This is a genomic window from Ewingella americana ATCC 33852 (genome assembly GCF_000735345.1).
GTDB classification, from domain to species: Bacteria; Pseudomonadota; Gammaproteobacteria; order Enterobacterales; family Enterobacteriaceae; genus Ewingella; species Ewingella americana.
This window is the reverse complement of record NZ_JMPJ01000065.1, coordinates 314510-332655: the sequence shown is the minus strand read 5'-3', so window position 1 is coordinate 332655 and position 18146 is coordinate 314510. Positions and strand designations below refer to the sequence as shown.

Below are 18146 nucleotides of genomic sequence, written 5' to 3'. Positions count from 1 at the left end.
ATTAGGCTTCTGGCTTCTGCTCGGTCGCTAATTTCGCTTCCAACTCGGTCAGGCGCTGCTCCAGAGCAACCAGCTTCTCGCGGGTGCGCAGCAGAACCTGAGTCTGCACGTCGAACTCTTCGCGATTGACCAGATCCATGCGGCTAAACTGCGCCTGCAATACTTGGCGAATTTTCTTTTCTGCATCTTCACCAAACTCACGGATACCTTTCGGCATTGACTCGTGAACCTGACGAGCGATTTGTTCAATTTTTTTCGGGTCGATCATGGTTTTTCCCTTGTCTCGAATTAGCAGCTTTCTCCTAGTGTAATCCTAGATACCCTTTCTATAAACCTTCGCGATGGCATTATTCGGCTATTCGACACGTTGCCGAGACCTTTTATTGGCGTTATAGTTGAACTGCTTATTCTCAGGGCGGGGTGAAAGTCCCCACCGGCGGTAAACCACATCTTCTTTGGCGGAACGCATTTCTGCCATAGTGGGAGCCCGCGAGCGCTCAAACTTTGCAGTTTGAGGTCAGCAGATCCGGTTAGATCCCGGAGCCGACGGTTATAGTCCGGATGGGAGAGAGTAACGGTTCAAGCCAGGCAAAAAATTGCCTGCTGCGTTATTTTTTCACACTGTTGCACGGCATCGCTGGGCTACAGTGAACTCCTCAAGACGCCCTGATTCTGGTAATCCATGTATATTACATACAGTTTATGAGGTTATTTTTACCATGAATCAGACCCTACTTTCCGAATTTGGTACACCGACTCAGCGCGTTGAGCAGGCTCTAGAAGCACTGCGCAATGGCCGTGGTGTGATGGTGCTGGATGACGAAGATCGTGAAAACGAAGGCGATTTAATTTTTGCAGCTGAAAACATGACCGTTGAGCAGATGGCGCTGACTATTCGCCACGGCAGCGGAATTGTCTGCCTCACCATGACCGAAGAGAGCCGCAAAAAGCTCGATTTGCCAATGATGGTTGAGACCAACTCCAGCGCGTACCAAACGCCATTCACCGTGACAATTGAAGCGGCCGAAGGCGTCACCACCGGTGTTTCTGCCGCTGACCGCATCACCACCATTCGCACTGCTATCAAAGAGGGCGCTAAGCCTTCTGACCTGAACCGCCCGGGGCATATCTTCCCTCTGCGCGCGCAGGCGGGTGGCGTGCTGACTCGCGGCGGCCACACTGAAGCTTCTATTGATTTGGTCAAACTGGCCGGTCTGAAGCCATTCGGCGTGCTGTGCGAACTGACCAATGATGATGGCAGCATGGCGCACGCGCCAGAAGCGATTGTCTTCGCCAAGAAACACAATATGCCGGTACTGACCATTGAAGATTTAGTGGCGTACCGTCAGTCGCAGACGCAGAAAGCCAGCTAACGGGGTTTTTGTTTGTGCATCGAAAAAGGCCGCTTATGCGGCCTTTTTTGTGCCTAAAGCATAATTTCGGTAATACAAAGACGAAATTGATAGATAGCTGGCTAAGTGTATTAGAAAGCCCGTCCCGAAGGTCAAAAAGGTGCGAAATATTAATTCAACTTTTTTGAACAACTTCATCATAGTTATCCGGCTGTGTGGGTGAAAGAAAAAGAGTAACGTATTTTCATCGTGCAGAACTGTTTCTGCTCCTCATTCACTCAGAGCCAAGGAAAACGTTATGACTTCCCCTCGTATGCCAGCACTGTTTTTAGGTCACGGTAGCCCGATGAACGTGCTTGAAGACAACGAATTTACCCGCGCATGGCAAACGCTGGGCGAGACATTGCCGCGCCCGAAAGCCATTGTTGCCGTCTCCGCCCACTGGTTTACCCGTGGTACGGCGGTGACCGCGATGGAGCACCCGCGCACCATTCACGACTTCGGCAACTTCCCGCAGGCGCTGTTTGACCAGCGTTACCCGGCACCCGGCTCGCCTGAACTGGCGAAAAAGCTGCAAGAGCTGCTCAAGCCGATTGACGTGATTGCGGACACCAGCGAGTGGGGCTTCGACCACGGAACCTGGGGCGTGCTGATCAAAGTCTATCCTGAGGCCGATATCCCCGTGGTGCAGTTGAGCATCGACGGCACCAAGCCTGCTGAATATCACTATCAGATTGGTAGAAAGCTGGCGGCGCTGCGCGATGAAGGCATCATGATTGTGGCGAGCGGCAACGTGGTTCACAACCTGCGCCTGATGCAGCGGGACGGGGACGGCGCGCACTACCCGTGGGCGACTTCGTTCAATGAGTATGTGAAAGAGAACCTGCGCTGGAAAGGCGAAGACAGCCAGCACCCGCTGGTGAACTTCTCCCAGCATGAGGGCGCTGCGCTCTCTAACCCGTCTATCGAGCACTATCTGCCGCTGCTGTATGTGCTGGGAAGCTGGGATGGCGTGGAGCCTATTTCCACCCCGACGGACGGCATCGTGCTGAGCTCGCTGAGTATGCTCTCCGTGCAGGTTGGCTAACCTTCAAAGATAAAAAAGCGGGGAGTGAATTGAATTCGCTCCCCGCTTAATATGTCTTGTCGATCCTGAAAATTAGCCGACGATTACGTGCGGATAGAAACGGGAGAGATCCTGAGTGATCAGCTCCTTATCTTCACGCAGACCAATGCCGCAAGGCTGATCGTTCACCAACCAGCTGCCAATCAGCGTATAGCTGTCGCCAAATTTAGGCAGATGGTGGAACTGCTGGTGGATCATCCCTTCCTGACCATAGGGGCCATCGACGCTCGCCACTTCTTGCCCCTTTTCGATGATGCGGATATTGGCACCTTCGCGGGAGAACAGCGGCTTAATCACGTAATGATCCATCTCTGCATGCTCTTCTTCAGCGAAGTAGGCTGGCAGCAGGTTAGGGTGATTCGGGAACATCTTCCACAGCATTGGCAGCAAGGCTTTATTGGACAGAATGGCTTTCCATGCTGGTTCTAACCAACGCACGCCCGCATCTTCCAACTTGGTGGAGAAGATCTCGCGGAACATAAATTCCCACGGATAGAGCTTGAACAGGTTACTGATCACCTGATCCTGCGGATCGGTAAACTGGCCGCGTTCGCCCAAACCGATCTCTTCGATAAACAGAAAATCGCTGGCTAACTCAGCTTCTAACGCGCAATCCTGAAGATACTGCACGGTGCCGCGATCTTCCTCGGTATCCTGACAGCAGGCGAAATGCAGCAAAGAGAAACCGTGCTGGCTTTTCAGCTCAGCAAAACGCTCAATCAGCTTTTCCTGCATGCTGTTGTACTGGTCGGCATCCTGCGGCAGCTTACTTGCGGCAATTTGCTCTTCGAGCCACAGCCACTGGAAGAAGGCAGCTTCGTACAGCGAAGTTGGCGTATCCGCGTTGTTTTCCAATAGCTTAGGCGGGTTAACCCCGTCGTAAGCCAGATCCAGACGCGAATAGAGCGAAGGCTGTTGGGTGCGCCACGAGCTTCTGACGAATTCCCAGCAGTGCTTGGGGATCTGGAATTGCGCCATCAGCGCGTCGTCGGCGACCACTTTCTCCACCACCTTCAAACACATCTGGTGAATGTCGGCGGTGGCGTCTTCGATCTCTTCAATCTGCGCTAAGGTGAATTCGTAATAGGCGTCTTCACACCAGTACGGCTCGCCATACATGGTGTGAAAACTGAAGCCAAATTCTGTGGCTTTTTCTCGCCAGTCTGGACGCTCGGCAATCGGTAAACGTTTCATCTGGGACTCTTAGCCGCCCATGCTGCGTGATGGTGAACGCGTGGTTGACGCGGAGCTACGCTGCATAGTGTTCTGCTTAGCGACGCTTTCGCCGAAGCCGCCACGGGTCACGGTTGTGGTGGTCGCAGGCTTAGGTGCCATGGCGGTTTTCGGCACATTCATGGTGCGCCCGCCCGCAGTCGCTGGGCCATAGCTCTTGCCCGTTGCATCAACGAACTTGCCGCCCGCCGGACTGGCAGGGTTTTTCGAGGTGAACAGAGGCTGTTGAGCAAAGCCCGCGCCGCCGCCCATCATACGGCCCATCATGTAACCGGCCATCAGAGGCATCCAGAAGCTGCCGCTCTGCTGTGGCTGAGCCGCCATGCCAGCCTGCGCTGGGGTTTGGGTACATTGGCCTTCGCCGAACTCTGCCACGCACTCTTCACGGCTGGCGTATTTAGGCGCGGTTTTTTCAGCTTCTTTCTTGGCCGCGTCATAGGCCGCAGTACATTGCGCGCTGTTTGACGGGTTGGCTTTTGAGCAATCGTCCGCATTTTGGTAAAGCGAGACGGTTTCATCGGTTTTTTCGCAGGCGGAAAGCATAAAGACGGCGCTGACTGCTAATGCGACAGGTGCGATACGGTAGCTACGCCAGGATTTCCGGAAGGTAGCCAGATTGATGTTTTGTGTCCGTTTCATCGAATTATCCCATGTATAGGGCTTTTTCGCCCCTTTCCCAGTAGTGCGTAAGAATAGGGTAAAGACGGTTAATGTTAAAGCAGTCAGGGGCAATTGTTACGAGACTTTACGAAAGGCTGTGACATAGGCAAAAAAAAGCGGCCTTTTCAGGCCGCTTATCGCAAAAATGGGGTATTCCCTTTAAAACCAGATTAATTCTGGAAAGGATTGCCACTTTTCTTGGTGGTGGAAGTGCTGCTGCCTGAGTTAGCCGGCGTGCGGTTTACCACAGGGGAGCTGACTTTCTCTGCCTGAACGCGTTTCGCGGCCGGAGCTGCGGCGGTCTGGCTGCCGTTATAACCGTCAGCGGAAGCATCTTGCTGTGGGTTCTCTGGAGCTACGGCTTCTGGCGTGGTTGGGATAGCTTTACCCAAGGTGCCGTTCAGTGCCAGCAGGTCATTCTCGTTCAACGTACCTAACGCAGACTTAATGTTCAGCTGGTTAATCAGGTAAGTGTAACGCGCAGAAGAGAGCTGTTGCTTGGCGTTGTACAGGGTCGTGGTGGCATCCAACACGTCAACGATAGTACGGGTACCCACCTGATAACCGGCTTCCATCGCGTCTAAAGAACTTTGTGCAGAAACAACGGCTTGTTTGTAAGCGTTGATGCTGCTGATTGACGCAGAAATGTTGTTGAAGGAAGAACGCACGGTCTGAACCACTGAACGATGCGCGCTTTCCAACTGCTCACTAGCGCCAACGAAGTTGTATTGCGCTTGTTTCACCTGAGAGGTCACCGAGCCGCCGCTGTACAGTGGCAGAGAGAAGCTCAGACCAATTTTGTTCTGACCAGCATCGGAATCACGGGTGCTGGCTGACTCGCCGGTGTTAGAACCGTTGTATTTGGTGTTGCTAACGCCAGTTGACGCGGTCAAATCGATAGTTGGCATGTGACCGGTTTGGGCGGAACGAATTTGCTCACGCGCCAAGTCTTGAGACAGGCGGGCAGACAGCAGGCTCAAGTTGCGGTTTTCAGCTTCTTTCAACAGGCCAGCAACCGGTTGTGGGCGCTGAGTGTTGAAGTTATCGATATTCAGAGAAGAGAGCTGCGGATAATAAACACCGGTAACCTGACGCAGGGATTCCAGCGCGTTATCGAGGTTATTTCGGGCAGTCACTTCGTTCGCCAACACGGTGTCGTATTGTGAACGGGCGTTTTGCACGTCGGTGATCGCCACCAGACCTACATTAAAACGTTGCGAAGTTTGGTCTAACTGACGGTAAATCGCTTGTTTCTGTGCTTCGGTATAGGACAGGGAATCAATCGCGCTCAGCACGTTGAAATAGGCTGTCGCCGAGTCCAGGATCAGTTTCTGCTGATCAACCTGGAAAGAAACGTCCTGAATACCGGCTGCTTTTTCTTGCAGGGTCAGGGCACGCCATTTTGACATGTCAAAAATGGTCTGGGTCAATTGCAGAGACGCGCTGGTCTGGTTGCTGTTAACACCATTCGCATCACGGTAGCCGTTGGTATAGTTATAATCCGCACCCAATCCGAGTTGCGGTAATAAAGGACTGCGAGCTTCGTTAATTTTTTCGAATGCAGCATCACGATCGGCTGCGGACTTGCGCAGATCCGGGTTACTTTCCCTGGCTTGCTGGTAGACCTGCATCAGGTTTTCAGCCTGGCTCATCGCGCTGAAGCCGCCCAGGCTCAGTCCGATTAGAAGGGGGAGCAGTTTCTTCATTTGCATTCCTTGTTGTGCAGCAATGTTGTTATGGTGACGCTGTCAAAATACCAATAGACGCGGATTCTAGCAGAGACTGGCAGAAGGACTGAGTGGCTTTACGTGCCTTCTCAGCCAAAGTGGTACAAATCTACCACAAACGTGCCTGATTATTATTAGCGCAATTTCATCAAATTGACCTCAAATGACGATAATTTGTCAGCAAAAGGTAATAAGGAAACAGCATTATGTCCCAAACGAAGGGTTCACCCGTTACTTTCGGCAAAGATGATGTAGAAATTATTGCACGTGAGACGCGATATAAAGGTTTTTTTTCAATCATTGCATATCGCTTCCGCCACCGCTTATTTAGCGGTGAAATGAGTCATGAAGTGGTTCGCGAAGTTTTTGAGCGTGGGCACGCCGCCGTCTTATTGCCCTATGATCCACAACGTGATGAAGTGGTGCTGATTGAACAGATTCGTATCCCAGCCATTGATTCCAGTGATACCCCTTGGCTTCTGGAGATGGTCGCCGGTATTATTGAGCCCGGCGAAACGGTCGAAGATGTCGCCCGGCGCGAAGCGCTGGAAGAAGCTAATATTGTTGTCGGTCGCTGCAAACCCGCGCTGAGTTACCTCGCGAGCCCGGGTGGAACCAGCGAACGTTTGTCGATTTTGGTCGGCGAAGTTGATGCGACAACAGCACAGGGAATTCACGGCCTTGCTGCCGAAAATGAGGACATCCGCGTGCATGTGGTAAGTCGTGAACAGGCTTATCGCTGGGTGGAGGAAGGAGTAATCGACAATGCGGCGTCAGTTATTGCACTTCAATGGCTGGCCCTGCACCATGAATCCCTGCGAAAAGAGTGGTCCAACTAATGATGAAGCGCTATACCCCTGATTTCCCTGAAATGATGAGATTGTGTGAAACCAATTTCGCACAACTACGTCGTTTGATGCCGCGTAACGATGAAGTGGGCGAAACGGCGACTTATCAGGTGAGTAGCGCAACCTACCGTCTGACCATCACCGAGTCTACGCGTTACACCACGCTGGTTGAAATCGAACAGACTGCCCCTGCGGTGAGCTATTGGAGCTTGCCTTCGCTCACCGTGCGTCTTTACCATGACGCCATGGTTGCGGAAGTGTGTTCGACCCAGCAGATCTTTCGCTTCAAAGCACGCTATGATTATCCTAATAAAAAGTTGCATCAGCGTGACGAAAAGCATCAAATTAACCAGTTCCTTGCGGACTGGTTGCGTTATTGCCTTGCGCATGGAGCGATGGCCGTTCCGGTTTGTTAGACAGACTTCAATTACAAAGGATACGACTTGGAAAGCCTGTTTACACTGCCTTTGGTTAATGGGGCCAAAGTCAGAATTCTGCAAATTACCGATACCCATCTTTTCGCCGGTGAGAACGAAACGTTGCTGGGAGTGAATACTTTCCGCAGCTATCGCGCCGTGCTGGACGCCATCAAGGCGCAGAACCGTGGCATCGACATCATTGCCGCCACGGGCGATTTGGCACAGGACCAATCCCTGGATGCCTATCATCACTTTGCGCGCGGCATTAATGAGCTGTCCACCCCCTGCGTTTGGCTGCCGGGAAACCATGATTTCCAGCCAGCCATGGTCGATGCGTTGCTTGAAGAAGGCATTCATCCGTCGAAGCAGCTTCTTTTAGGGGATCATTGGCAGGTCGTTTTGCTCGACACCCAAGTGTTCGGCGTTCCCCATGGTCATCTTAGCGATCACCAGTTGGAATGGATGGAGCGCTGCTTGCAGCAGAATCCAGACCGTTTCACGCTGATTATGCTGCACCATCACCCTCTGCCGTCGGGCTGCACGTGGCTGGATCAACACAGCCTGCGCAATGCCCATATGCTGGCCGAGGTGCTGGCGCGCTATCCGAAAGCGAATACCTTGCTGTGCGGCCATATCCACCAAGAGTTGGATCTCGATTGGCACGGCAAACGCCTGTACGCCACGCCTTCGACCTGCGTACAGTTCAAGCCTCACTGCACTAATTTCGCCATTGATACCGCGGCACCGGGCTGGCGCTATCTCGATCTCTATCCAGACGGCCGTGTGGAAACACAGGTTATGCGCATTGAAAGCGATGAGTTCCGACCGGATAGCGATTCGGAAGGCTACGAATGAGTACCTTACTCTACCTGCACGGTTTCAATAGCTCTCCCAACTCGGCAAAAGCGACCTTATTGAAAGATTGGCTGGCGGTACAACATCCTCATATTGAGATGGTGGTGCCGCAGTTATCTCCTTTTCCGGCAGAAGCGGCGGAAGAGCTTGAGTCGCTGGTGATGCAAAAAGCCGGGCGCAAGTTAGGTATCGTGGGCTCTTCTCTCGGCGGTTATTACGCCACGTGGCTTTCGCAGTGTTTCACCGTCCCTGCGGTGGTGGTGAACCCCGCCGTGCGGCCCTATGAGCTGCTTGTCGACTACCTTGGGCAGAATCAGAACCCCTACACCGGGCAGCAATATGTGTTAGAGTCACGCCACGTTTACGACCTGAAAGTCATGCAGGTTGAACCGCTGGAGTCCCCGGATTTACTCTGGCTGCTCCAGCAAATGGGTGATGAAACCCTCGATTACCGTCAGGCCGTGGCCTATTACACTGCGTGTCGGCAAACGGTCGAACCTGAGGGAAATCATAGCTTTGTCGGCTTCGAACGCTATTTTTCGCCGATTGTTGATTTCCTGGGGCTGGCGTCAGACTAACCTTTCAGAGCGAAGCATCTTCTGGTTTTTGCTGACTCGCCGCCCGTGGGCATCGGCCCAACACACGCTTTTAGACTTATTTATACTATCGTTAGCCCACGTTAGCCCACCAACCTATGAGCCACGAATATTCAACGATGAGCCAATCAACTTATAACGCGGATTCCATAGAGGTCCTCAGCGGTCTTGAACCGGTGCGTCGTCGTCCCGGCATGTACACCGACACCACCCGACCAAACCATCTGGGTCAGGAAGTCATCGATAACAGCGTCGATGAAGCTTTAGCCGGCCACGCGCGCCGTATTGAAGTGATCCTCCATGCGGATCAATCCCTTGAAGTTATCGACGACGGGCGCGGTATGCCTGTGGACATTCATCCGGAAGAGGGTGTGCCCGCAGTTGAACTGATTTTCTGTCGCTTGCACGCAGGCGGCAAATTCTCCAACAAAAACTACCAGTTCTCCGGCGGCCTGCACGGCGTGGGGATCTCCGTGGTCAACGCCTTGTCGACGCGCGTCGAAGTGGCGGTGAAACGCGGCGGTGAAGTCTATGAAATGGCGTTTGAGAACGGCGACAAAGTGCAGGATCTGCACGTCACCGGCACCTGCGGTAAGCGCAACACCGGCACCAGCGTCCATTTCTGGCCGGACGTCAGCTTCTTCGACAGCCCGCGCTTTTCTGTCAGCCGCCTTAGCCATTTATTAAAAGCCAAAGCCGTACTCTGTCCGGGCGTTGAGATTTTGTTCAAAGATAAAGTGAACAATACCGAGCAGCGCTGGTGCTACGAAGATGGTTTGACTGACTACCTGATGGAAGCGGTAAACGGCCTGATCACCTTGCCTGAAAAAGCTTTCGTAGGGGCTTTCGCCGGTGATGTGGAAGCCGTTGACTGGGCGCTGCTGTGGCTGCCGGAAGGTGGCGAACTGCTGGCAGAAAGCTACGTCAACCTGATCCCAACCATGCAGGGCGGTACCCACGTCAATGGTCTGCGTCAGGGCTTGCTCGACGCCATGCGCGAGTTCTGTGAATTCCGCAATATTCTGCCGCGCGGCGTGAAGCTGTCGGCGGAAGATATCTGGGAACGCTGTGCCTACGTGCTCTCGGTGAAAATGCAGGATCCGCAGTTTGCCGGTCAGACCAAAGAGCGCCTCTCTTCTCGCCAGTGCGCGGCTTTCGTGTCAGGCGTGGTGAAAGATGCCTTTAGCCTGTGGCTGAACCAGAACGTGCAGGCCGCCGAGCAGCTAGCTGAACTCTGTATTTCCAGCGCCCAGCGCCGTCTTCGCGCCGCCAAGAAAGTGGTGCGTAAGAAGCTGACCAGCGGCCCCGCGCTGCCGGGCAAGCTGGCCGACTGTACGTCGCAGGATCTGAACATGACCGAACTCTTCCTGGTGGAAGGGGACTCGGCAGGCGGATCCGCCAAACAGGCGCGCGATCGCGAATATCAGGCGATCATGCCGCTGAAAGGTAAGATCCTGAACACGTGGGAAGTCTCTTCCGACGAAGTGCTGGCTTCGCAAGAAGTTCATGATATTTCGGTGGCGATCGGCATCGATCCGGACAGTGAAGACTTGACCCAGCTGCGCTACGGCAAAATCTGTATCCTCGCGGATGCGGACTCCGACGGCTTACACATCGCCACGCTGCTGTGCGCGCTGTTTGTCCGACACTTCCGCTCGCTGGTGCGCGGCGGCCACGTCTATGTGGCAATGCCGCCTCTCTACCGTATCGACTTGGGCAAAGAAGTGTTCTACGCCCTCGACGAGCAGGAGAAAGAGGGCGTGCTGGAGCAGCTGAAGCGTAAGAAGGGCAAGCCTAACGTCCAGCGCTTTAAAGGTCTGGGTGAGATGAACCCGCTGCAACTGCGCGAAACCACGCTCGACCCTAACACGCGCCGTCTGGTGCAGTTGACCATCGACGAAGAAAACGTCGATCAAACCCTGCGCATGATGGACATGCTGCTCGCCAAGAAGCGTTCTGAAGACCGTCGCAACTGGCTGCAGGAGAAAGGCGATACCGCCGAGTTAGACGTGTAATCTGCGCCTTAAGTCATCTTTTCCTCACGTTAGCCTGTGAACCGATCGCAGGCTAACGTACTTAACATTTCCCCAAAACTCCCCCAAATCTTCCGATCATTTATTGCTAATTATTCACACAATTTAATTTGACCGACTAGTAGGTCAAATTGTAGATTGAAGACATAAACTCATCCTCAAAGTATCAGCGCGATCGTTTGATCTGTGATCAGGAGATAGAAAATGCCGTTTGTGACTTTCACCGTTCAACGTGGTCTTAGTGCTAGTGATAAAGCCGGTTTGTCTCAGGCCATGATAGAGGCGCAGGTGGCTGCGGGTTATCCTCCTGAAGATCTTTTTCACCGTTTTTATGAGGTAGGCGCTGAGGATTTGTATATCGATCCTCGCTTCCCTGATTACAGCAACAACAGATCCGCGCGCTTCATGATAGTGGACGTTATCATCTCCAGAGGTAAACCTGCGGACACCGCAGACATTATTGCCAGAGAGTCCACCCGGCTGTTTGCGGAGCGATTCCAGCTCGCCCCTCAGGATATTCTTTATATCTTCCAAGAGGTTGAGCCGCATTTTCCGCGCTTTCCACCTCAATCCAATGCATCAGGAATAACTCAGCATGCCTAAAGCTTCCAAACGCGATCAACTGGTCGAGGCCACCAAGGAGCTACTGTGGGAAGTAGGGTACGAGGCCATGTCGCCACGCAGCATTCAAGAGCGCAGCGCGGCAAGGCCGGGGAGCCTCTATCACCATTTCCCTTCCAAACTGGCTATTGCCGAGGAGGCGCTGCAAGCCTCGGCGGCAGAAGAGGTCGCGCGCCTTGAAGAGGTTTTTGCTGTTGCAAAATCGCCTCTGCAAGCTGTTCGGGATTATCTGCTGTTCAAACGTAATGTCTTTCAGGGATGCAGGCTGGGGCGTCTGGTCAGTGAGGCTTCCATTGAGCAGGAAGAGCTGCGCCAGCCCGTCGCCGCTTATTTCACCGCGGTGCGGGGACATATCGAGCGATGCCTGAAACAGGCCCAGCGGGAAGGCACCTTTAAAGCAGGGCTGGACGCCGCGACGCTCGCTGTTTCTTTAACCGCGCTGATACAGGGCGGATACGTGCTGGCGCGAAGTTTTCAAGATGAGTCCTTGATGGCGAGTGCCGCAGAGGGCGCGCTGGCGCTACTGAACGAAGCCACATTGGTGCAATGAGCCAATAAAAAACGCCGGGGCTTTGCCGCTCCGGCGTTTCTGTTTCAATCTTCAGCGATGCTTCTAAAAGCTGCAGCTAGCGCCAGCCCTTGATCAGGCTTTTTCGATGATGTTGATCACCACATCCTGTACGTCAGCTTTGATGTTTTCGCGGTGTTTGTTCATGTGCGCAGCCTGCTGGTGGGCTTCCAGATGCGCCAAGCTTTCCCACTCTTCAACCATGAAAACAGAATCTGGTGCGCTTTTGCGCCACGGGATCTGGCCGTTGAAATCAGTGAAAGGATCGTAGCGGTGACAACCCTCTTCGGCCAGCACGCTTGGCAGCAGGGCGTTGATCTTCTCCAGCACCGCGTCGCGGCGGCCCGGTTTCATGATGATTTCGGCAATAACAGTGATCATAACAACCTCTTGTTTGAAACCTGACAGGCTTCTCAATGAACCTCTAAACTATGCGCGACCAAACACATTTTCAAGGTGTGCGCGGTAAGCAGCAAAATAACCGTCGATATCAGGCTGTTTGATCACGTCATTACAGATAAAGGTCGGCAGGCCGTGCATCCCCAAGAACTGGTTAGCTTTGTGCTGCGCCAGATACACGCCGTCAACGCCCACGCCGTGGAAGAACTGCTCTTTATCTTCGAAAGCTTCCAGCGGAGCATTCCAGGTCAGGGAAAGCATGTAGCTTTTACCTTGCAGCAGGCCGCCTGAACCGTATTTCTGCGATGCATCTGAGCGAGTACGACCATCGCTGGCGTAGAGCTTGCCGTGGCCTTCGGTGAAGATTTCATCGACGTATTTTTTCAGCGTCCACGGCATACCCATCCACCAGCCCGGCTGCTGATAAATCACGGTATCGGCCCACAGGTAGCTTTCGATCTCGGTCTGGATGTCATAACCATCTTCAAGGGTAGTCACGCGCACGTCGTGTCCGGCTTCGGTCAGGACGGAGTGGGCGAGTTTGGTCAGGCTAATGTTCAATGCGCCTTTTGAGTGGGCAAAGGTTTTACCTGCGTTAATAATCAAAATGTTGCTCATAAGTACTGCCTCATTGGTAAACTGTTGTCCAACAGTTTACTGAAGCATTGGCCTGAGAAAAATGTGCGCTACAGCACAAGACTATGGACTAAAATGCAATAAACCAGCGCGAACCTGCCTGTTTTTATCATTTAATGCCCTTTTATCGCTCGGCCAGCCGTGCAGCCTTCGGCGCGCAGGTTTTGTAATTCTGTCTATAAAGAGAGTGGCTGTGACAGCCATGCGCCGGATGATGTACTATCGCCAACATTATTGCCTCGTGGCACGCCCGCGAGCGTAAGCTTTCTAAATATAGAAACCATCACGCCACGGTTTTGAGGATGAAACATAATGAGCGAAATAACTCATGACGGGACAGAGCGCCTAGCTCTGCACACGTTTACTGAGAACGCCTATCTCAACTATTCCATGTACGTGATCATGGACCGCGCGCTGCCGTTTATCGGTGACGGCCTTAAGCCGGTTCAGCGCCGAATCATTTATGCGATGTCCGAACTTGGCCTGAATAACAACGCTAAATTCAAGAAATCGGCCCGTACCGTCGGTGACGTATTAGGTAAATATCACCCGCACGGTGACAGCGCTTGTTATGAAGCGATGGTGCTGATGGCGCAGCCGTTCTCTTACCGCTACCCGCTGGTGGATGGTCAGGGGAACTGGGGGGCACCGGATGATCCGAAGTCCTTCGCCGCCATGCGTTATACCGAATCTCGTCTGTCGAAATACGCCGATGTTCTGCTGCGCGAGCTGGGTCAGGGCACCGTGGATTACGTGCCGAACTTCGACGGCACCATGCAAGAGCCAAAAACCTTGCCTGCGCGTCTGCCGAATATCCTGCTCAACGGCACCACGGGGATTGCCGTGGGTATGGCGACGGACATTCCTCCGCACAACATCCGTGAAGTGGCTGCTGCCGCCGTTGCGCTGCTGGAAAAACCGGGCAGCTCGCTGGAAGATTTGCTGGAATTTGTGCAGGGTCCGGACTTCCCAACCGAAGCCGAAATCATTACCCCGCGTAACGAAATTCGTAAAATTTACGAGTCCGGCAAAGGCTCGGTGCGGATGCGCGCCGTGTGGAATAAAGAAGATGGCAGCGCGGTGATCACCGCCTTGCCGCATCAGGTTTCTGGCGCGAAAGTGCTGGAGCAGATCGCCAGCCAAATGCGCAACAAAAAGCTGCCAATGGTTGAAGATTTGCGTGACGAATCTGACCACGAGAACCCGACGCGTCTGGTTATCGTGCCGCGCTCCAACCGTGTGGATCTGGATCAGGTGATGAACCACCTGTTCGCCACCACCGATTTGGAACGCAGCTATCGCATCAACATGAACATGATTGGTCTGGATAACCGTCCGTCGGTGAAAGGGCTGGTCGAGATCTTGCGCGAATGGCTGGACTACCGCCGCGAAACGGTGCGTCGCCGTCTGAACTTCCGCCTCGATAAAGTGCTGAAGCGTCTGCATATCCTTGAAGGCTTGCTGATTGCCTTCCTCAACATCGACGAAGTCATTCATATCATTCGTACCGAAGATGAGCCGAAGCCGGTGCTGATGGCGCGCTACGAGCTGAGTGAGACGCAGGCCGAAGCCATCCTTGAGTTGAAATTGCGCCACTTGGCAAAACTCGAAGAGATGAAGATCCGCGGCGAGCAGGATGAACTGGCGAAAGAGCGCGACCAACTGCAAGCGCTGCTGGGTTCCGAGCGCAAGCTGAGCACCTTGATTCGCAAAGAGATTCAGGCCGATGCCGAAGCTTATGGCGACGACCGCCGCTCGCCAATTACCGAGCGCGAAGAAGCCAAAGCCATGAGCGAGCACGACTTCGTGCCTTCCGAACCTGTGACCATCGTCCTGTCCGAAATGGGCTGGGTGCGCAGTGCGAAAGGCCATGATATCGACGCCAGCGGGCTAAGCTACAAAGCGGGGGACAGCTTCCGCGCCGCCGCCAAAGGTAAGAGTAACCAGCCGGTGGTGTTCATCGACTCCACCGGGCGCAGCTATGCGCTGGACCCAACCACGCTGCCATCGGCGCGCGGGCAGGGCGAGCCATTAACCGGCAAGCTGACACCGCCGCCGGGTGCTACTATTGAACAAGTGTTGATGGCCGCTGACGACCAGAAACTGTTGATGGCGTCGGACGCGGGCTACGGCTTCGTCTGTACCTTCAACGATTTGGTGGCGCGTAACCGCGCGGGTAAAGCGATGATCACCTTGCCGGACAACGCCAAGGCGCTGCCACCAATCGAGCTGCACGGCGAAGACGACATGCTGCTGTCTATCACCGCGGCGGGTCGTATGCTGCTGTTCCCGGTTGCTGACTTGCCACAGCTGTCGAAGGGTAAAGGTAATAAAATTGTTTCAATTCCTTCGGCACAGGCCGCGTCGGGCGAAGACAAGCTGGTGTGGTTGCTGGTGTTAGCACCTCAAACCTCGCTGACCTTGTACGTCGGTAAGCGTAAACTGACCCTGCGTCCGGAAGAGTTGCAGAAATTCCGCGCAGAACGTGGCCGTAAAGGAACCCTGTTACCGCGCGGCTTGCAGCGCATCGACCGCGTTGAAGTGGATTCCCCGGTAGTAAAATCAGCAGGTAACAGCGAAGAGTAACTCGCTTAAGCCGTCAGTGAATGCTGAATTATTCAGGGCACCTTTGTGCCCTGAATGCTTTGTAAAACTCCGCGATTTTGAAGTTGTTGCCTAGCGCAAAAATTTTACAAATGTATCAACAAAACCGTTGTGTCATGCTGGCTGAGGCCTGAGAATAGCCCGGCGCAGAGGGAAGGGAGCCGCAAGACGTCTTGCCTGCTTCGGCTGTATGCTTAAGAGGATGTTATGTTATTTATTTTGCGTCTGATCATCGTTGTTCTTTATTCGATTCTGCTGAGTATTCTGGGTTGTGTCTATTGCCTGTTTAGCCCGCGAAATCCAAAACACGTGGCGACATTTGGCCATATGTTCGGGCGCCTCGCCCCGGTGCTGGGTATTACCGTTGAAAAACGTATTCCAGACGAAGCGGCGCACTACGGAAAGTGCATCTATATTGCTAACCACCAGAACAACTACGACATGGTGACCGCCTCCAACGTGGTGCAGCCGCGTACGGTGACCGTGGGTAAAAAGAGTCTGGTGTGGATCCCGTTCTTTGGCCAACTGTACTGGCTGACCGGCAACCTGCTGATTGACCGTGATAACCGCGCCAAAGCGCACGGCACCATCTCGCAGGTGGTTGATCACATCAACAAGAAAGATATTTCGATTTGGATGTTCCCGGAAGGCACGCGTAGCCGCGGTCGTGGCCTGATGCCGTTCAAAACCGGTGCGTTTCACGCGGCCATTTCAGCCGGTGTGCCGATCGTGCCGATTTGCGTTTCCAACACCAGCAATAAAATTAAATTAAACCGTTGGTCAAACGGTCTGGTGATTGTCGAAATGCTGCCGCCGGTGGATACCTCCCAGTACGGCAAAGAGCGCCTGCGCGAGCTGTCAAACCACTGCCATCAGATCATGGCGGATAAAATTGCCGAGCTGGATGCTGAAGTTGCCCAGCGCGAAGCCGCCGCAAAAGCCAAAAAATAAACCTTTCCGCCTGCCGCCAATGAAGGCAGCAGGCGATTTACACAGCTTTGATTTTGTTTTCATGGAGAAGATATGTCACTCAGTCGTCGCTCATTCCTGCAAGCAACCGGCGTGGCTTTGGCCGCGGGCGCGTTGCCACTGAGGGCAAATGCGAATGGACCGCAGCCTGTTTTACCCGTTCCTCCGCTTATCGAATCCCGTCGCGGTCAGCCGCTGTTTCTGACCATGCAAGCTGCGCACTGGTCCTTCCTCGGCGGCAATAAAGCGCCGGTTTGGGGCTTTAACGGCATGTACCTCGGGCCGACGGTGCGAGTCTACAGCGGCGACGACGTCAAGCTTATCTACAGCAACCGCCTGTCGGAATCTGTCTCGATGACGGTCAGCGGCTTGCAGGTGCCCGGCACCCTGACCGGCGGCGCGGCGCGCATGATTTCGCCCAACGTCGACTGGTCCCCGGTACTGCCAATCCGTCAGGCCGCTGCGACCTGCTGGTATCACGCCAACACGCCAAATCGCATGGCGCCGCACGTCTATAACGGGCTGGCGGGCATGTGGCTGGTGGAAGACGAATTCAGTAAAAACCTGCCGTTACCGAACCACTACGGCGTGGATGACTTCCCGATTATCATTCAAGACAAGCGTCTGGATAACTTCGGCGTGCCGCAGTACGACATGCCATCTTCCGGCGGTTTTATTGGCGACACCATGCTGGTAAATGGCGTGCAAAGCCCGTATGTCGAAGTATCACGCGGCTGGGTGCGCCTGCGCCTGCTCAACGCCTCCAATGCCCGTCGCTATGAACTGAGCATGACCGACAACCGCGCGTTCCACGTGATTGGCTCTGACCTCGGCTTCCTGCCTGCGCCGGTCACCGTGCAGCGCCTGTCGCTGGCACCGGGCGAGCGCCGCGAAGTGCTGATTGATATGTCACAAGGCGATGAAGTGTCGATCACCGCCGGTGAAGCGGCGAGCGTGATGCAGCGTATTCGCGGCCTGTTCGAGCCGTCGAGCATTCTGGTTTCCACGCTGGTGCTGACATTAAAACCGACCGGCCTGCTGCCGCTGGTGACCGACAACCTGCCGATGCGCTTGCTGGCTGACCAGATCCTTGGCGGCAGCGTGGCGCGCACCCGCGAGTTCCGTCTGGGCGATAGCCAGCCGGGCATTAACGGCTCCATCTGGGACATCAATCGCATTGATACCACGGTGCAGCAAGGCTCGTGGGAGCGCTGGAATATCCACGCCGACCTGCCGCAGTCCTTCACCGTGCAGGGCGTCTCCTTCTTGGTGAAAAGCGTCAACGGCGCCGCGCCGCTGGTGGAAGATGCCGGTTTTAAAGACACGGTGTGGGTGGATGGCGACGTGGAGCTGCTGGTGTACTTCAATCAGGCGTCGTTCGAGCACTTCCCGTTCCTCTACCAGAGCGGCACGCTGGAGATGGCCGATCGCGGCTCAACCGGCCAAATGCTCTCAACCCCGTCGATGTAACCTGCGGGCTGATTCGAGATAACAAAAAAC

The 18146-nt window shown here is 54.2% G+C and carries 18 protein-coding genes and 1 riboswitch; of the genes, 12 read left to right on the top strand and 6 right to left on the bottom strand.

Annotated features, from left to right (window positions below):
* Position 1: 1 nt before the first annotated feature.
* Complete coding sequence (gene ubiK, locus GEAM_RS15950; protein WP_034793327.1) at positions 2 to 268, bottom strand: ubiquinone biosynthesis accessory factor UbiK; 267 nt, start codon at positions 266 to 268, stop codon at positions 2 to 4.
* Between the two features lie 134 nt (positions 269 to 402).
* Positions 403 to 577: riboswitch (FMN riboswitch) on the top strand.
* 142 nt (positions 578 to 719) lie between these two features.
* Here ubiK and ribB point away from each other — a divergent pair.
* Together ribB and ygiD are read left to right on the top strand one after the other, a co-directional pair.
* Positions 720 to 1373, top strand: a complete 654-nt coding sequence (gene ribB / locus GEAM_RS15945) for a 3,4-dihydroxy-2-butanone-4-phosphate synthase (RefSeq protein ID WP_034793317.1) — start codon at positions 720 to 722, stop codon at positions 1371 to 1373.
* A 277-nt stretch (positions 1374 to 1650) separates the two neighbouring features.
* Entirely contained in the window at positions 1651 to 2439 is a 789-nt protein-coding gene (gene ygiD / locus GEAM_RS15940; protein ID WP_034793315.1) for a 4,5-DOPA-extradiol-dioxygenase, read from the top strand.
* A gap of 72 nt (positions 2440 to 2511) precedes the next feature.
* Here ygiD and GEAM_RS15935 read toward each other — a convergent pair whose 3' ends face one another.
* The 3 genes from GEAM_RS15935 to tolC all read right to left on the bottom strand — a co-directional run bounded on the left by GEAM_RS15935 (position 2512) and on the right by tolC (position 6077).
* Positions 2512 to 3672 (bottom strand): glutathionylspermidine synthase family protein, encoded by a 1161-nt coding sequence (locus GEAM_RS15935; protein WP_034793313.1) that lies wholly within the window; start codon positions 3670 to 3672, stop codon positions 2512 to 2514.
* A 9-nt stretch (positions 3673 to 3681) separates the two neighbouring features.
* Positions 3682 to 4350, bottom strand: coding sequence for a DUF1190 family protein (locus tag GEAM_RS15930; protein WP_034793312.1), 669 nt, complete (start codon positions 4348 to 4350; stop codon positions 3682 to 3684).
* A 191-nt stretch (positions 4351 to 4541) separates the two neighbouring features.
* The gene (gene tolC / locus GEAM_RS15925; RefSeq protein ID WP_034793311.1) at positions 4542 to 6077 is read right to left on the bottom strand and encodes an outer membrane channel protein TolC; all 1536 of its coding nucleotides are present in this window, start codon (positions 6075 to 6077) and stop codon (positions 4542 to 4544) included.
* A gap of 227 nt (positions 6078 to 6304) precedes the next feature.
* On the opposite strand from tolC, the gene nudF reads away from it, so the two are divergent.
* The 7 genes from nudF (at position 6305) to GEAM_RS15890 (ending at position 12020) form a co-directional block, all read left to right on the top strand.
* The gene (nudF, locus tag GEAM_RS15920; RefSeq protein WP_034793310.1) at positions 6305 to 6937 is read left to right on the top strand and encodes an ADP-ribose diphosphatase; all 633 of its coding nucleotides are present in this window, start codon (positions 6305 to 6307) and stop codon (positions 6935 to 6937) included.
* The gene (locus tag GEAM_RS15915; RefSeq protein WP_172468499.1) at positions 6937 to 7362 is read left to right on the top strand and encodes a DUF1249 family protein; all 426 of its coding nucleotides are present in this window, start codon (positions 6937 to 6939) and stop codon (positions 7360 to 7362) included. Before nudF ends, GEAM_RS15915 begins: the two co-directional genes overlap by 1 nt.
* A gap of 27 nt (positions 7363 to 7389) precedes the next feature.
* Complete coding sequence (gene cpdA, locus GEAM_RS15910) at positions 7390 to 8220, top strand: 3',5'-cyclic-AMP phosphodiesterase (RefSeq protein ID WP_034793309.1); 831 nt, start codon at positions 7390 to 7392, stop codon at positions 8218 to 8220.
* Positions 8217 to 8798 carry an esterase YqiA gene (gene yqiA, locus GEAM_RS15905; protein ID WP_034793308.1) on the top strand — a complete coding sequence of 194 codons (582 nt, stop codon included), beginning with the start codon at positions 8217 to 8219 and terminating at the stop codon, positions 8796 to 8798. The genes cpdA and yqiA overlap by 4 nt, the downstream gene beginning before the upstream one ends.
* Positions 8799 to 8935: 137 nt before the next feature.
* Entirely contained in the window at positions 8936 to 10831 is a 1896-nt protein-coding gene (gene parE / locus GEAM_RS15900; protein WP_034793307.1) for a DNA topoisomerase IV subunit B, read from the top strand.
* Between the two features lie 222 nt (positions 10832 to 11053).
* Positions 11054 to 11452 carry a hypothetical protein gene (locus tag GEAM_RS15895; protein ID WP_034793306.1) on the top strand — a complete coding sequence of 133 codons (399 nt, stop codon included), beginning with the start codon at positions 11054 to 11056 and terminating at the stop codon, positions 11450 to 11452.
* Entirely contained in the window at positions 11445 to 12020 is a 576-nt protein-coding gene (locus GEAM_RS15890) for a TetR/AcrR family transcriptional regulator (protein WP_034793305.1), read from the top strand. Before GEAM_RS15895 ends, GEAM_RS15890 begins: the two co-directional genes overlap by 8 nt.
* Positions 12021 to 12113: 93 nt before the next feature.
* Here GEAM_RS15890 and GEAM_RS15885 read toward each other — a convergent pair whose 3' ends face one another.
* A complete protein-coding gene (locus GEAM_RS15885; protein WP_034793304.1) occupies positions 12114 to 12419 on the bottom strand; it encodes a putative quinol monooxygenase in 306 nt (101 codons plus the stop codon).
* Positions 12420 to 12467: 48 nt separating this feature from the next.
* Complete coding sequence (locus GEAM_RS15880; RefSeq protein ID WP_034793303.1) at positions 12468 to 13055, bottom strand: NAD(P)H-dependent oxidoreductase; 588 nt, start codon at positions 13053 to 13055, stop codon at positions 12468 to 12470.
* Between the two features lie 330 nt (positions 13056 to 13385).
* On the opposite strand from GEAM_RS15880, the gene parC reads away from it, so the two are divergent.
* The 3 genes from parC to ftsP all read left to right on the top strand — a co-directional run bounded on the left by parC (position 13386) and on the right by ftsP (position 18116).
* A complete protein-coding gene (gene parC, locus GEAM_RS15875; RefSeq protein ID WP_034793302.1) occupies positions 13386 to 15659 on the top strand; it encodes a DNA topoisomerase IV subunit A in 2274 nt (757 codons plus the stop codon).
* Between the two features lie 225 nt (positions 15660 to 15884).
* Positions 15885 to 16628 (top strand): 1-acylglycerol-3-phosphate O-acyltransferase, encoded by a 744-nt coding sequence (locus GEAM_RS15870; RefSeq protein WP_034793300.1) that lies wholly within the window; start codon positions 15885 to 15887, stop codon positions 16626 to 16628.
* Positions 16629 to 16700: 72 nt separating this feature from the next.
* Complete coding sequence (gene ftsP, locus GEAM_RS15865; protein WP_034793298.1) at positions 16701 to 18116, top strand: cell division protein FtsP; 1416 nt, start codon at positions 16701 to 16703, stop codon at positions 18114 to 18116.
* Positions 18117 to 18146: the final 30 nt, after the last annotated feature.

Bases quoted from the DNA above. Each gene is read 5' to 3' on its own strand.
- GEAM_RS15935 (WP_034793313.1), bottom strand. From the start codon at position 3,672: ATGAAACGTTTACCGATTGCCGAGCGTCCAGACTGGCGAGAAAAAGCC.
- ribB (WP_034793317.1), top strand. From the start codon at position 720: ATGAATCAGACCCTACTTTCCGAATTTGGTACACCGACTCAGCGCGTT.
- yqiA (WP_034793308.1), top strand. From the start codon at position 8,217: ATGAGTACCTTACTCTACCTGCACGGTTTCAATAGCTCTCCCAACTCG.
- GEAM_RS15915 (WP_172468499.1), top strand. From the start codon at position 6,937: ATGATGAAGCGCTATACCCCTGATTTCCCTGAAATGATGAGATTGTGT.
- GEAM_RS15895 (WP_034793306.1), top strand. From the start codon at position 11,054: ATGCCGTTTGTGACTTTCACCGTTCAACGTGGTCTTAGTGCTAGTGAT.
- parE (WP_034793307.1), top strand. From the start codon at position 8,936: ATGAGCCAATCAACTTATAACGCGGATTCCATAGAGGTCCTCAGCGGT.
- nudF (WP_034793310.1), top strand. From the start codon at position 6,305: ATGTCCCAAACGAAGGGTTCACCCGTTACTTTCGGCAAAGATGATGTA.
- GEAM_RS15890 (WP_034793305.1), top strand. From the start codon at position 11,445: ATGCCTAAAGCTTCCAAACGCGATCAACTGGTCGAGGCCACCAAGGAG.
- ubiK (WP_034793327.1), bottom strand. From the start codon at position 268: ATGATCGACCCGAAAAAAATTGAACAAATCGCTCGTCAGGTTCACGAG.
- GEAM_RS15885 (WP_034793304.1), bottom strand. From the start codon at position 12,419: ATGATCACTGTTATTGCCGAAATCATCATGAAACCGGGCCGCCGCGAC.
- GEAM_RS15930 (WP_034793312.1), bottom strand. From the start codon at position 4,350: ATGAAACGGACACAAAACATCAATCTGGCTACCTTCCGGAAATCCTGG.
- GEAM_RS15880 (WP_034793303.1), bottom strand. From the start codon at position 13,055: ATGAGCAACATTTTGATTATTAACGCAGGTAAAACCTTTGCCCACTCA.
- parC (WP_034793302.1), top strand. From the start codon at position 13,386: ATGAGCGAAATAACTCATGACGGGACAGAGCGCCTAGCTCTGCACACG.
- ygiD (WP_034793315.1), top strand. From the start codon at position 1,651: ATGACTTCCCCTCGTATGCCAGCACTGTTTTTAGGTCACGGTAGCCCG.
- ftsP (WP_034793298.1), top strand. From the start codon at position 16,701: ATGTCACTCAGTCGTCGCTCATTCCTGCAAGCAACCGGCGTGGCTTTG.
- GEAM_RS15870 (WP_034793300.1), top strand. From the start codon at position 15,885: ATGTTATTTATTTTGCGTCTGATCATCGTTGTTCTTTATTCGATTCTG.
- tolC (WP_034793311.1), bottom strand. From the start codon at position 6,077: ATGAAGAAACTGCTCCCCCTTCTAATCGGACTGAGCCTGGGCGGCTTC.